Source organism: Sphingomonas sp. Leaf30, assembly GCF_001422525.1.
Taxonomy (GTDB): Bacteria; Pseudomonadota; Alphaproteobacteria; order Sphingomonadales; family Sphingomonadaceae; genus Sphingomonas; species Sphingomonas aerolata.
Genome location: NZ_LMKZ01000012.1, coordinates 23556 through 36982, shown reverse-complemented (window position 1 = coordinate 36982; position 13427 = coordinate 23556). Strand labels below are relative to the sequence as shown.

Annotated in this window: 13 protein-coding genes and 1 pseudogene; 9 read left to right on the top strand and 5 right to left on the bottom strand. The window is 63.5% G+C overall.

Features of this window, described 5'->3' with window-relative positions; all coding sequences use genetic code 11:
* The first annotated feature begins 19 nt into the window (after window positions 1-19).
* Genes ASE89_RS21455 through ASE89_RS11090 form a run of 4 tightly spaced genes read left to right on the top strand, consistent with a single transcriptional unit; the run spans window position 20 to window position 2389 of the window.
* Window positions 20-154, top strand: coding sequence for a hypothetical protein (locus ASE89_RS21455; protein WP_269082959.1), 135 nt, complete (start codon window positions 20-22; stop codon window positions 152-154).
* A complete protein-coding gene (locus ASE89_RS11100; protein ID WP_236701723.1) occupies window positions 147-569 on the top strand; it encodes a MarR family winged helix-turn-helix transcriptional regulator in 423 nt (140 codons plus the stop codon). The genes ASE89_RS21455 and ASE89_RS11100 overlap by 8 nt, the downstream gene beginning before the upstream one ends.
* A gap of 33 nt (window positions 570-602) precedes the next feature.
* Window positions 603-1907, top strand: a complete 1305-nt coding sequence (locus tag ASE89_RS11095) for an MFS transporter (protein WP_056677593.1) — start codon at window positions 603-605, stop codon at window positions 1905-1907.
* Between the two features lie 14 nt (window positions 1908-1921).
* A complete protein-coding gene (locus tag ASE89_RS11090) occupies window positions 1922-2389 on the top strand; it encodes a MarR family winged helix-turn-helix transcriptional regulator (RefSeq protein ID WP_056677591.1) in 468 nt (155 codons plus the stop codon).
* Here ASE89_RS11090 and ASE89_RS11085 read toward each other — a convergent pair.
* The 5 genes and pseudogenes from ASE89_RS11085 to ASE89_RS11065 form a co-directional block, all read right to left on the bottom strand.
* Window positions 2386-4509: an acetate--CoA ligase family protein gene (locus ASE89_RS11085; RefSeq protein ID WP_056677588.1), complete on the bottom strand. Its 2124-nt coding sequence runs from the start codon at window positions 4507-4509 to the stop codon at window positions 2386-2388. The two genes, ASE89_RS11090 and ASE89_RS11085, sit on opposite strands and share 4 nt — an antisense overlap.
* A gap of 118 nt (window positions 4510-4627) precedes the next feature.
* Window positions 4628-5464 (bottom strand): p-hydroxycinnamoyl CoA hydratase/lyase, encoded by an 837-nt coding sequence (locus ASE89_RS11080; RefSeq protein ID WP_056677585.1) that lies wholly within the window; start codon window positions 5462-5464, stop codon window positions 4628-4630.
* A gap of 121 nt (window positions 5465-5585) precedes the next feature.
* Window positions 5586-7034, bottom strand: coding sequence for an aldehyde dehydrogenase (locus ASE89_RS11075; RefSeq protein WP_236701722.1), 1449 nt, complete (start codon window positions 7032-7034; stop codon window positions 5586-5588).
* 236 nt (window positions 7035-7270) lie between these two features.
* Window positions 7271-8224: pseudogene (locus tag ASE89_RS11070) on the bottom strand (IS481 family transposase); the annotation flags it as partial.
* A 190-nt stretch (window positions 8225-8414) separates the two neighbouring features.
* Window positions 8415-9326: a helix-turn-helix domain-containing protein gene (locus tag ASE89_RS11065; protein WP_056677582.1), complete on the bottom strand. Its 912-nt coding sequence runs from the start codon at window positions 9324-9326 to the stop codon at window positions 8415-8417.
* Window positions 9327-9454: 128 nt separating this feature from the next.
* Here ASE89_RS11065 and pobA point away from each other — a divergent pair, with 128 nt between their 5' ends.
* The 5 genes from pobA to pcaG are packed head-to-tail and all read left to right on the top strand — an operon-like array spanning window position 9455 to window position 13426.
* Complete coding sequence (pobA, locus tag ASE89_RS11060) at window positions 9455-10636, top strand: 4-hydroxybenzoate 3-monooxygenase (RefSeq protein WP_056677579.1); 1182 nt, start codon at window positions 9455-9457, stop codon at window positions 10634-10636.
* Between the two features lie 13 nt (window positions 10637-10649).
* Window positions 10650-11360 (top strand): CoA transferase subunit A, encoded by a 711-nt coding sequence (locus ASE89_RS11055; protein ID WP_056677576.1) that lies wholly within the window; start codon window positions 10650-10652, stop codon window positions 11358-11360.
* Entirely contained in the window at window positions 11360-12022 is a 663-nt protein-coding gene (locus tag ASE89_RS11050) for a 3-oxoacid CoA-transferase subunit B (protein WP_056677572.1), read from the top strand. Before ASE89_RS11055 ends, ASE89_RS11050 begins: the two co-directional genes overlap by 1 nt.
* Window positions 12019-12735: a protocatechuate 3,4-dioxygenase subunit beta gene (pcaH, locus tag ASE89_RS11045; protein ID WP_056677569.1), complete on the top strand. Its 717-nt coding sequence runs from the start codon at window positions 12019-12021 to the stop codon at window positions 12733-12735. The genes ASE89_RS11050 and pcaH overlap by 4 nt, the downstream gene beginning before the upstream one ends.
* On the top strand, window positions 12725-13426 hold the full coding sequence (pcaG, locus tag ASE89_RS11040; protein WP_056677566.1) for a protocatechuate 3,4-dioxygenase subunit alpha: 702 nt from the start codon (window positions 12725-12727) through the stop codon (window positions 13424-13426). Before pcaH ends, pcaG begins: the two co-directional genes overlap by 11 nt.
* Window position 13427 lies beyond the last annotated feature (1 nt).

The window sequence follows — 13427 nt, the reverse complement described above, 5'->3', positions numbered from 1 at the left end:
TGCGTGGCCTGGATCCGAGGTGCTTGAACCGCAGTCACGGTCCATCGCCGCCAATCTGGATATGCAGTTGCGCGGCTATTCGGTCGATACCGGCGCGATACGTGCGCGCTCGATCATCGATAAGTTGGCTGCGGCGGAATGCGCGGTTGGCTGACGATCTTGGATCACTGGACGCCATTCTCGGGCTCCATCTACGCCTGGCACACGGCGCGGTGCAGCGGCATTTCGGTGAGCATTTCGCGTCGATCGGGCTGACCCAGAAGCAAGTGTCGGTGCTGTGGCTGGCGGACGAACAGCCCGGCATCGCGCAGACCGATCTTGCCCGCAGGCTGCAAATGGACCGTGCAACAACGATGGCAATTGTCCATGCCCTGGAGAAGCTCGGGCTGCTGACGCGCGACCGGGCGGCGGACGCACGGCGCTTCGCGTTGTCGCTGACGCCGGCGGGGCGTGATTCGTTTGCTGGCGCGCGAACGGCGATCGCCGCGCACGAGGCTTGGCTGTGCGCGCGGTTCAGCGCTCAAGAAGCGGAGACGTTGATCGCTCTGCTCCGCCGGATCCATGATTGAGAAGCCCGAGGGCGGGCATCATTGGAGGCAGGCATGACGGACGATCCACGGGCGATCATCGATTCTGAACCGATGTCGCGGTTCCAATGGGCGGTGGTGGCGATCATGGTTGGGCTGAACGCGCTCGACGGGTTCGACGTATTGTCGATCAGCTTTGCCTCGCCAGGCATCGTGCGCGACTGGGGCATCGATCGTGGTGCGCTGGGGCTGGTCCTGTCGATGGAACTGATCGGCATGGCGGTCGGGTCGATCATACTGGGCGGAGTCGCCGACCGCATAGGTCGGCGGTACACAATCCTCGGCTGCCTGTTAGTGATGGCGTTCGGCATGGCCGGGGCGTCGACGGCCCACGGGTTGACGACGCTGTCGCTGTGGCGAGTACTGACCGGGCTTGGTATTGGCGGCATGCTGGCCACGACCAACGCTGCGGTGTCGGAGGCTGCGAATGCCGCGCAGCGCAATCTGGCGGTGGTGCTGATGGCGGCGGGCTATCCGCTGGGTGCGATCGTCGGCGGGTCGATCGCGTCGCTGCTGCTCAGCCAGCATGACTGGCCAATCGTGTTCCAGTTCGGCGCCGTGGCCACCTTGTGTTTCGTGCCTATCGTCCTGTGGCGGGCGCCGGAATCTATTGCCTTCGCGATGCAGCGGCGCGGGCCCGACACGCTAGCGGCGGTCAACCATACGCTAACGCGCATGGGGCACCGCACCGTCGTAACGCTGCCGCCGCTGGAGGGAACACGTGAGCGGCTACCGCTCGCCGCGTTGTTTTCGCCAGCGTTGCTTCGCGTGACGCTGCTCATCACGCTCGCCTACACGGCGCAATTGATGACCTTCTACTTTCTGCTGAAATGGATTCCGAAAATCGTCGTCGACATGGGCTTTCAAGCAAGTTCCGCCGGCGGCGTGCTAGTGTTCGCCAACTGCGGTGGACTGGTCGGCTCGCTTGTTCTTGGCCTGCTGACCGCGCGCATTCGGGTGCACACGCTGACGATGGTGATGATGGCATTCTCCTCAGTGCTGGTGGCGTTGTTTGGTCGCGGGCAGGGGAGCTACGCCGAGCTGGCGGCGATTGCCGCGATCACCGGCTTTTTTACCAATGGCGGTATCGTCGGGCTATATGCGGTGCTTGCCCGCGCCTTCCCGACTGGGGTGCGCGCGACTGCGACGGGATTCGCCATCGGCGTCGGACGGGGTGGATCTGCGTTGGCGCCTGCCGTTGCCGGCGCATTGTTCTCGGCGGGCTATGGGCTGCAGACCGTCGCGATCCTGATGGCGTCCGGATCGGTCATCGCCTTGATTGCGCTGCTCGCTTTGGGCAACAGGGCGGCACCGTCGTAAACTAGGAGCCGACCATGGCGACATTGCCGCAGGAGATACAGGACGACAGCGTCGAGTTGGGCGTACTGGCCAATCTCGCCGGGTATCACCTACGCCGTGCCTCAGGCGCTTTTGCCGCCGACTTCGTGCGCTCACTGGACGGAACTGGCATGCGCCAGGTTTTGTTCGCGATCCTGTCGGTCGTGGCGGCAAACCCGGACATCAACCAGGGTGCCGTCGGACGCGCGCTCGGCATCCAACGTGCCAATATGGTGTCGTTGATCAATGAGCTGGTCGATGCGGCGTTAGTCGAGCGCCGCGTCTCGCCAGACGATCGACGGGCGTTCGCACTCCGGCTGAGCGTGGCAGGACAGGCGAAACTCGACGACTGCATTGCACGCATCCACGAGCATGAGGAGGCAATGTTATCCGACCTTGTCGGGTCCGACCGTGCGCAGCTGATCGCGCTGCTCTCGCGGATCGAAGCGAAGGAACGCAGCTAGGCCCCCGCGGCGACGATCAACGCATCAAGCGCGATAGCACCCTGGCCCGTCGGATAGACGACCACCGGGTTGAGATCGATCTCGCGGATCTCCGGCGTACCACGCAGCAGCTGCCCGAGCGTTGCGATGATGTCGGCCACCGCGTCGACGTCCAGCGCCGGCGCGCCGCGCCAGCCGTCGAACAACGCGCCACTCTTCAACGCGCGGAGTTCGGCGATAATGGCGTCGCGGGAGAGGTCGGGCGACAGCAGCCGTACGTCCTGCAAGATTTCAGCCTGCACGCCCCCGAACCCGACCAGGATCACCGCGCCCCAGTCCGGATCGTTGCGGGCACCGATGATCAGTTCGACGCCGCGCGCGCCCATCGCCTCGACCAGCACGCCGTCCAGTGTCACGTCGGAAGCATGCGCCGCGACATTGGCATGAAGTCGGGCCCACCCGTCTGTCAGCGCGGCATCGTCGGCAAGGTTCAGGATCACGCCTCCCGCGTCGCTTTTGTGGCTGAGCGCCTGCGCCTGCGCCTTAATCACGACGGGATAGCCGATACGCGCGGCAACCGCCTGTGCTTCCACCAGCGTTCTCGCGAACCCGCCCTGTGGGAAGGGGATGCCAAGTGGTGCCAGCATCTCCTTCGCACGGTATTCGGCGATAACGCCTCCGTGCGGCAGCGTCGCCGTTGTGGGCTCACCGGCAGGCACCTGCTCGTTGCCGCTGCCGGCGTTCACGATCCGAGCCAAGGCGCGGAAGGCGCGGTCGGGGGAGGGGAAATACGGCACGCCCAATTTCCGCAACTGTGTGATGTATTCGGGCTGCACCGCCGCGCCGTCGTCCAGGCCGGCGAAGATCACCGGTTTGTCAAGCGACAGCACCTCAATCGCGGCGATGATTGGTTCGAACTTGAGCGTTGCGGTGGCGGCATCGGTCTGGATTATTGCAAGCACGATACTGCCGAACGTAGCGTCGGCAAGCAAGGGCTCCATCGTCCGGCGATAGAGGTCGGGATCGACCAGCGCCTGCGCGGTCAGATCCATTGGATTGCTGATCGGAATGAAGTCCGGCAGGCCAAGCCGCAGTGCCGCCCCGGTCGCGGTTGATACGGCGGGGAGGGGCAGGTCCAGCGTCTCGCAGAGATCGAGGCTGAGTGCTTTGAACGCGCCCGATTCAGTTAGCACTGCCGTGCCGCCGGCCGGCATCGGGCCACAGCGTATGGCGAGGTCGACGACGTCACCTAGCTCCTCGAGGCTGTCGACCAGGACCACACCGGCGCGCTCCACCTTCGTGCGCATCACCTGATAGTCGCCGGCCATCGCACCGGTGTGGGTCGCAGCCGAGTCGCGCGCTGCGCTGCTTCGGCCGGGGTGCAGCAGCACGATCAGCTTGCCCGCCGCCCGCGCACGATCCGCCAGCGCGAGGAAGCGTGCGGGCTTGCGGAACTGCTCGACGATCATCGCGATCGCGCGCGTATCGGGATCGTCCAGCAGATATTCGACATAGTCCTCGACGCCGCTCGCCGCCTCGTTGCCCGTCGACACCGAGATCGAGATGCCGAGCTCCTTGCTCATCAGCGTCGTGCCGAGCACCACCGCCATCGCGCCCGACTGAGACACGATGCCAATTCCGGGCCGCCCATTCAGTCTTTCCGTCGGGGTCTGCACGAAGGTGAGCGGAATACCGTCGATATAGTTGGTCATGCCCAGGCAGTTTGGCCCCTCGACCACCATGCCGCTCTCCGCCGCGATACGTGCGACGTCACGTTGTGCGGCGAGCCCTTCCTCGCCCCCCTCGGCGAACCCGGCGGAGAAGATCACCGCGGCACCGACGCCGCGTGCCGCCAGCGCCCGGATCGTATCGAGCACCGCGCCGCCCGGAATCGCCAGCACCGCCGCATCGACGTCTTCAGGCAGGTCGGCCACCGAACGCAGGCAGGCACGGCCAGCGATCAAATCCCGCTTTGGGTTGATCAGGTGAATGTCGCCGGTGAAGCCGTGCCGCTCGAGATTAGCCAATACCTGGTTGCCAAGGGCACTAGGCTTGTCCGAGGCGCCGAGGATAGCGACGGACCGGGGACGGATCAGACGGTCGAGCGCGTTTCTGGCTGGTGCAAAGCTGTCGGTGGTCATTCTGGAACCTTTCCGACCCCCGGAACGGCGTCCGGGGGCCGCCGATCCGCGACGTGGCCGATCGGCGATTGTGCAAGACCGTTACCCCGAACCAGGTTCGGGGGTGACGGAAGGGGGCTCAGCCCACCTGCTTCGACGTGTCGTACGCGCCGAGACCCGGCTTGAACGTCTTGTCGTCAATGAACTGCTTGATCCCCTCCTTGCGACCCTCATTATCGTAAGAGTTCGCCGCTTCTTGCGCGCGGATCAGGTAATCCTCGGCATCGTCGTAGCTCAGCACACCGACGCGGCGCACGGCGTCCTTGGTCGCCTTCAGCGCGACCGGGTTCTTCTTCAACAGCACATTGGCGACCTGGGTCACGCGATCCTTCAGCGTATCGAGCGGCACCGCCTCGTTGACCAGGCCCCAGTCAGCGGCGGTCTTGCCGTCGACGTTCTCGCCCATCATCGCGTGATACATTGCCTTGCGGAACGGCAGCAACTCTACCGCGACCTTGGTAGCACCGCCGCCGGGCAGGATGCCCCAGTTGATCTCGCTGAGGCCGAACTGCGCATCATCCGCTGCGAACGCCAGATCGCAAGCAAACAACGGGCCGTAGCCGCCGCCGAAGCACCAGCCGTTGACCATCGCGATTGTCGGCTTCTGGTACCAGCGCAGCCGCCGCCACCAGCCGTAGCTTTCCCGCTGCGCCTGACGGCTCGCGCCCAAGCCCTTGGCCTCGGTCTCGCGGAAATATTCCTTCAGGTCCATGCCCGCCGACCAGGCCGATCCCTCGCCCGACAGCACCAGCACGCCGACATCGTCGCGGAACTCAAGTGCCTCCAGCACCTCCAACATCTCGCGGTTGAGCGTGGGGTTCATGCAGTTGCGCTTTTCGGGACGATTGAAGCGTACCCATGCGATGCGATCAACGATATCGTAGGCGACGGTGCCGTGGGGGGAGGTGGTGGTCATGGCTATCTTTCATGCTGCCCTTCCTCTTGTGAGGGGGGGCTGGGGTTAGTGCCCGGTCCAGGCAGGCGGCATCGGTGCGGCAAGGCGCATCCGCCCCTTCGAGGGCGGGAGGGTGGAAATGTTAGATCGGGTAATGGCCGGACTGCGTCTCAATCGTGACCCAGCGAAGTTCGGTGAAGCTGTCGATGCCGGCCTTGCCGCCGAAGCGGCCGTAACCCGACGACTTGACCCCGCCGAACGGCATCTGCGCCTCGTCATGCACGGTTGGGCCATTGATATGGCAGATGCCTGACTTGATCAGCTTGGCGACGCGAAGTCCCCGCGCTGTATCGCGCGTGAACACGGCCGCCGACAGGCCATATTCGGTATCGTTGGCGAGCTCGATCGCATGGGCCTCGTCGCGCGCGCGGGCGATGCCGACGACCGGGCCGAAACTCTCGTCGCGGAACAGCTTCATCGCAGGGGTAACCCGGTCGATCACGTGCGCGGGCATCAGCACGCCCTGCGACGGGCCGCCGTTCAGTTGCACCGCGCCTTGTGCCAGCGCGTCCTCGATCAGCGATCCCACATGCGTGACGGTCTTGGCATCGACTACAGCACCGAGCGGTGTCTTGCCATCGCGGGGATCACCAACCGGCATTGTGCCGACCTTTTCCGCAAATTTCTCGGCAAACTCGTCGGCGACGCTATCGACGACGATGATCCGCTCGGTCGACATGCAGATCTGGCCCTGGTTCATGAACGCGCCGAACGCCGCGGCCTTGACCGCTTCGTCGAGGTCGGCATCCTCGAGCACGATCAGCGGCGCCTTACCGCCCAGTTCGAGCAGCACGGGCTTCAGGTGCTCGGCCGCGCGCTTGGCGATGATACGGCCGACATGGGTCGATCCGGTGAAGTTGATGCGCTTGACGGCGGGATGGTCGATCAGCGCGCCGACGATCTCGCCGGCATTGGCGGGGGCGTTGCTGATCAGGTTGACCACGCCCTCGCCGAGCCCGGCGTCCTCGAACGCCTCGACGATTAGCGCGTGCGTGCGCGGGCATTGCTCCGACGCCTTGAGCACGACCGTATTGCCGCACGCCAGCGGCATGGCGATCGCGCGCACGCCTAGGATGATCGGCGCGTTCCACGGCGCGATGCCGACCATCACGCCGACGGGTTCGCGAAGTGCCATCGCTATGCAGCCCGGTTTGTCGGAGGGGATGACTTCCCCCTGGATCTGCGTCGTCATTGCTGCCGCCTCGCGCACGATACCGGCGGCGAGCATCAGGTTGAACCCGGCCCAGCCCTGCGTCGCGCCGATCTCGCTCATCATTGCCTCGATGAACTGCGGCGCCTTGGCCTGCAGTGCGTCAGCCGCCTTGTTGAGCAAAGCGCGACGGGCGTTAGGGCCAAGCGCCGACCAGATGGGAAACGCGGCTGCAGCGGCGGCGCAGGCGGCATCGACGTCAGCGACGGTCGCCGCCCTGGCGGTGGTCGCGACCTTGCCGGTCATCGGGTCCAGTCGGTCGAAGGTCGGGCCATTGTCCGGCATCGTCGTGCCGTCCGCCGCCGAAATCGCGGTTGCCATCAAGCTCTCTCCCTTATTATTGCTATGACACATAACGTAAAGTTTTCGGCGGGACAATGGTTTTGTTCGCGAGATCGTGGCCCGATTACCGGATAAACGTTTGCCGCCAGCCGCTAGCGACCCGCGGGACGCCTGTTCGACTCACGATGTCGAGGCCCGAACTCCGGTACCGCCGAAAGGATGTCTCGAACCGTCGTAGAAAGAAAAGCGTCAGGAATAGGCGGGATCCATGAACTGTTTAGTCCCGGCATCTGGTGGATCGGATCGACGATGAACCTGTCAGGCTCTGACGTCCGGATCTTGGCGATGTATTCGTAAGGCGTGAGGCCACTGAGCGTCTTGAGCCGACGGGCGAAATTATAGGCTGCCATGAAGTCTGCGAGGTGCACCCGCAACTGCTCGTGGCTCTCGTAATGAAAGCGTTTGACCGTCGCCTCCTTGATGGTGCGGTTCATCCGCTCGACCTGACAGTTCGTCCACGGGTGGTTCGGCTTGGTCAACCGGTGCTCGATGTCGTTTGCTTCGCAGATCATGTCGAAGCGCATCTGACGCGACCAGGCGGTGTTACGGTTGCGCGGCTGCTCGGCAAACTGGATGCCGTTGTCTGTCAGGATCGTATGGATCCGGTACGGCACCGCTTTCAGCAGGTGTTCAAGGAACTCCCACGCCGTTCGCCTGTCAGCCTTGTCGACGAGCTGGGTGACCGCGAACTTACTCGTGCGGTCGATGCCGACGAACAGTTAAAGCTTGCCTTCGGCAGTCTGAACCTCGGCGATATCCATGTGAAAGAAGCCGATCGGGTAGCGCTTGAAGCGCTGTCGCTTCGGCTTGTCCCCCTCAATGTCCGGTAGACGGGATATGCCGTGCCGTTGCAGGCAGCGGTGCAGCGCTGACCGTGTCAGATGCGGGATCGACGGCTGCAACGCGTATAGGCAATCGTCGAGAGGCGGTAATGTGTGACGCCGGAATGCGACGACCGCTGCCTCCTCGGCTTGGCTCAAGGTCGTGGAGTGAGGGGCCTTCGGCCCGGTCTTCAGATCCTCAACCGTTGCCCGCTTGCGCCATTTTGCCACCGTCTGCGGGTTGATCCCCAGCTCTCGGCTCAGCGTCGAGAGCGAAGCTTGCGATCGCTGTATTGCTACTCTGACGGCGTGCGTGGTCGTGGCGCTCCCGTGACGTACTTGTCCCATACGGCTTCCTTCCATTCCAACGAAAGGATCGCACCATCAAACCGTGGGATCAAACAGCTAGGCCGCGTACTCTACGCTGACGAGCGTCTGAGCATTGTCCCATCCGACAGCTTCGGCATGACCCGTATTAGGCCGCTCCTCACACAATAACGAGCAGCGCCGGCCGTCCGCAGAGGAAGGCTTACACAAGCTACTCTTGTATGGATCCGTCAATTCGAGCGTCACGCTTTGTATCGCGCTGCTGGCGGTACCGCGTGGGAGACTTCCCGGAATGCCGGGTAAAAAACCGCGTGAAATACGCAGGATCGGTGAAGCCAAGGGCGTAGCCAATCTCTGCCACGGACAGATGCGAATAGAGCAATGCGCGTCGGGCCTCGAGGATCGCGCGTTGATCGAGCATGGCCGCCGGTGATCGCCCCGCAATTCGCGCGCATGCCATCCGCAGACTGGTCTCGCTCGTGCCGAGATCGCAAGCGTGTGTCGAGATGCTCTCCCGTAGGCGGAACCGGTCTTCAATACGAGCGCGGAAGCGGGCGACCAAACTGGCATATTGCCCGCGATCGAGCGCGGAACCGGTATCGCTCGCGGGCAGCACGCGCAGGGAAACCACGAGCATTCCGAGAAGCGCCGCCTCCACAGCCGCGTAGTGACCTTTGGTGGACCAAGCGACCTCCTGTCGCAACGTCGCCATGCCGTCGGACAGGCGTGCCATCGCCGCAGTGTCCGGGGTGACCGCAAGCGGACGGTCAAAGACCGGTTCGACGTCTGGGTGCCGGGCGGCAAGATTTTCGAAATACGTCCGAGCCAGCGTGAGGACCGAACCCGACGATTCCGTGGTCCAATTAAAGCCATGAATAACGCCTGCGGGGACCAGCAGCAGCGCCGGTGCCTCGAAGTGCATCGCAACGTCCTCAGCCTGCATGGCCCCACCGCCCGACGTGATCAGGAACACCTGAACTAGATCTGCGTGCGCGTGTGGTTGGATCGTCCATTCGCTGGGTCTCGATCGATCGTCCAAGTGTTCGACGTGAATAAACCCGTCGGCAACTGCACGGTGTGGTTCCCCGTATAGGTAGAAGCTTGGGACAGCTAGGATAGGCATGAGGGCTTCATATCCCTTTTGCTGATAAATCCAAGTTTTCGGTTGTCCGTGGCATGGCCGGATGAGTTGGACACGCGCACCACTCGGATAATGGCGGATCGAACCGCTGGCGAGAGGATGGACACAGGATGCGCACACAGGTTGCGATCATCGGCGCAGGGCCGGCGGGCATGTTTCTCGCGCATTTACTCCGCCGTGACGGCATTGATGCCGTCGTCATCGAACGGCGCGACCGGGCCTATGTCGAAGGTCGGGTCAGGGCCGGCGTGCTGGAGCAGGTTACCGTCGACCTGATGCATCGGCTCGGTTTAGCCGAGCGCTTGGTCCGTGAAGGGTTGGTGCATGGCGGCACAAACTTGTCACTGGATGGTCGCCTGTTCCGCATCGACATGGCTGCGCTGACCGGCGGATCGACCGTGACGGTTTACGGCCAGCAGGAAGTGATGCGCGACCTGTTCGATGCCGCCAAGGCGAACGACCTGTCTATCGTGTGGAACGCCGTGGACGTGACGCTAGAAGATCTGGATAGTGACCTGCCATCAGTATCCTGGAAGGCGGACGGCGTCCATCAGACTTTGGCGTGCGACTTCGTCGTCGGTTGCGACGGCTATCATGGGGTCAGCCGCGCAGCGATCCCCGCGGACGTTCTGCACACGTTCGAACGCGTTTATCCCTTCGGCTGGCTTGGCATTCTGGCAGACGTGCCACCGGCGGATCATGAACTCATCTACGCCAATCACGAGCGGGGTTTTGCACTGGCGTCGATGCGATCGGCAACGCGAAGCCGCTATTACATCCAGTGCGGTGTCGACGAGAATGTTGCGAACTGGTCCGACGATCGGTTCTGGGACGAGCTGTGCCTACGCCTGGGGCCCGAAACTGCGGCCAAGGTAACGCGCGGACCGTCGTTTGAGAAAGCGATCGCGCCGCTTCGGTCCTTCGTATCGGAGCCGATGCGCTGGGGCCGGCTGTTCCTGGCGGGTGATGCCGCCCATATCGTCCCGCCAACCGGTGCGAAGGGCATGAACCTCGCCGTGTCCGACGTAACGATGCTGGGCGAAGCGTTTGCAGAGCATTATGGAGAACACTCCAATGCGGGTATTGAAGGGTATTCCGCCCGCGCACTGGCGCGGGTTTGGAAAGCCGAGCGCTTCTCGTGGTGGTTTACCTCCGTCACCCACCGTTTTCCGACGATGGATGGGTTCGACCGACGTATCCAGATGGCGGAACTCGACTACATTCGTGGATCTGAGGCGGCGCAGCGGACGCTCGCGGAGAACTATGTCGGTCTTCCCATGACAGCAGCGTGAAGGGTCAGCCAGCATGAAGAACAAAGTATACGAGAATCCCGCAGCCGCACTCGACGGGCTGCTCTTCGACGGCATGACGATCATGTCGGGCGGGTTCGGGCTGTCGGGAAATCCCGAAAGCCTGATCCCGGAGGTCCGCGCGTCTGGCGTCAAGGACCTGACCGTCATTTCGAACAATGCTGGGGCTGATGGCTTTGGTCTGTGGATGCTCCTGGAGACGCGCCAGATTGCCAAGATGGTCTCGAGCTATGTCGGCGAGAACAAGCTGTTCGAACAGCAATATCTGAGCGGCGAACTCGAACTGGAACTGACGCCGCAGGGGACGCTGGCGGAGCGGATCCGCGCCGGCGGTGCGGGCATCCCGGCCTTCTATACGAAGACCGGGGTCGGCACCGTCGTAGCGGAAGGCAAGCCGGTCGAGACGTTCGATGACGAGGAGTATGTCCGCGAGACGTGGCTGCGCGCCGATCTGTCGATCATCAAGGCGTGGCGCGCCGATCCAGCCGGGAACCTGATGTTCCGCAAGACCGCGCGCAACTTCAACCCGAACATGGCGACCGCGGGCAAGTTGACGGTGGTCGAGGTCGAGGAGATCGTACCCGCCGGCAGTTTCGACGCAGACTGCATTCATACGCCTGGCATCTTCGTCGATCGCATCGTGCTGTCGACGATCAACGAAAAGCGGATCGAGAAGCTGACGGTTCGCGAAACGGAGGCCGTGTGATGGGTTGGACTCGCGAACAGATGGCGGCGCGTGCGGCGCAGGAACTGCAGGACGGGTACTACGTCAACCTTGGCATCGGTATCCCAACGCTGGTAGCGAACTACGTTCCCGACGGCCTCGACGTGACGCTGCAGTCGGAAAACGGCATGCTCGGCATCGGGCCGTTCCCGACGCGCGATGCCGTTGATCCGGATCTCATCAACGCCGGCAAGCAGACGATCACCGCGTTGCCAACGTCCAGCTTCTTTTCCAGCGCCGACAGCTTTGCGATGATCCGTGGCGGCCATATCGACATGGCGGTCCTCGGTGCAATGGAAGTTGCCGCCAATGGCGACATCGCCAACTGGACGATCCCCGGCAAGATGGTGAAGGGGATGGGCGGTGCGATGGACCTGGTCGCCGGGGTGCGGAAAGTCGTGGTCGTTATGGATCACGCCAACAAGGCGGGCGAGGCCAAGATCCTCGAGGCGTGTACGCTGCCGCTTACTGGCAAGGGCGTGGTCGACCTGATCATCACCGACCTGTGCGTGCTTGCCTGTGACAAGAAGGTAGGCGGTCTGACGCTTGTCGAAATCGCCCCGGGCGTGACGCTGGACGAGGTGCGGACGAAGACCGGCGCGGCTTTTGACGCCGGCATCTTTGAACAGGAGGGGGCGGCATGACCGACGTGGTCGCCTATTCGCCGGAGGAAGTTGGGCTGTCGCCCTCGCTGCATCCCGACTATCGTTCGACAGTAGATCGCAGCCCGCGTCAGCCGCTCATCGCGATCCCGCCGACGCTGACCGAGACGACCGGTCCAAGCGCGTGGGAGCGCCTGATGGTGGGACCTTCGGGCATCGACCTCACCGCGCAACATGCGGGCGTTCCGCAGGGTCAGCGCATCATCGTCTCCGGCCGCGTGCTGGACGATCGCGCACGCCCGGCGGCCAACACCGTCATCGAGATCTGGCAGGCCAATGCTGCAGGGCGCTATATTCATTCGGCAGATAATTGGGACGCACCGCTCGATCCGAATTTTACCGGAGCAGGACGTGTCGTCACCGATAGTGAGGGGCGGTACAGCTACGTCACGATACGACCTGGCGCGTATCCGTGGGGCAACCACAAGAACGCGTGGCGGCCGGGCCACATTCATCTGTCGTTGCTCGGCCCCGCGTTTGCGACACGGCTCGTGACGCAGATGTATTTCCCCGACGATCCGCTGATCGAGATCGACCCGATCGCCAACGCCATACCGATGCCCGCCCGCCAGCGGATGGTGGGTCGCTTCGATATCAAAAACACGAAGCCTGCCTACGCGCTCGGCTATCTGTTCGACATCGTTCTGAAGGGGCGCGACGAGACGCCGTTCGAGGATCACCACCATGACGATTGAGATCGCAGTCGAGGATCGCCAGACGGTCCCGCGCTTGGACAATCAGGATCCGGCGATTTTCGGCCAGACGCCGTGGCAGACGGTCGGGCCCTTCTTCCACTACGGCCTGCCGTGGAAAGGCGGCGCCGATCTTGTCGGTAAATCGGACATGGGCGCCCGCACCGACCTGTTCGGCGAGGAGCATTACCTCCTCAACCTGTCGTCGCCGACCGGCACGCCCGAGGGTGACGTGATCGAGATCGCGGGGCAGGTGCTCGACGCGAAGGGCGTGCCGATACTCGATGCGATGATCGAGATCTGGCAGGCCAACGCCGCCGGGCGCTATGCGAGCGTCGATGATCCGCGCGACGCGGTACCGATCGACCCCCATTTCATCGGCTTCGGCCGCGCGTCGGTCGACCCGGACGGGATCTACCGGTTCCGCACCATTCAGCCGGGGCGCGTACCTGGTCCCGGCAACACGCTGCAGGCCCCCCATCTGGCAGTGTCGGTGTTCGGGCGGGGTATCATCAAACGGCTCGCGACGCGGCTGTATTTCGCCGATGCCGAAGGCAATGACGATGATCCGGTGCTCACAGCGGTTCCGGCAGCTCGTCGAAATACGCTGATAGCCCACCAGCGAGATGACGATAGTTGGTGGTTCGACATCCGGTTGCAGGGCGAAGCCGAGACGGTCTTCTTCGCGGTATGAT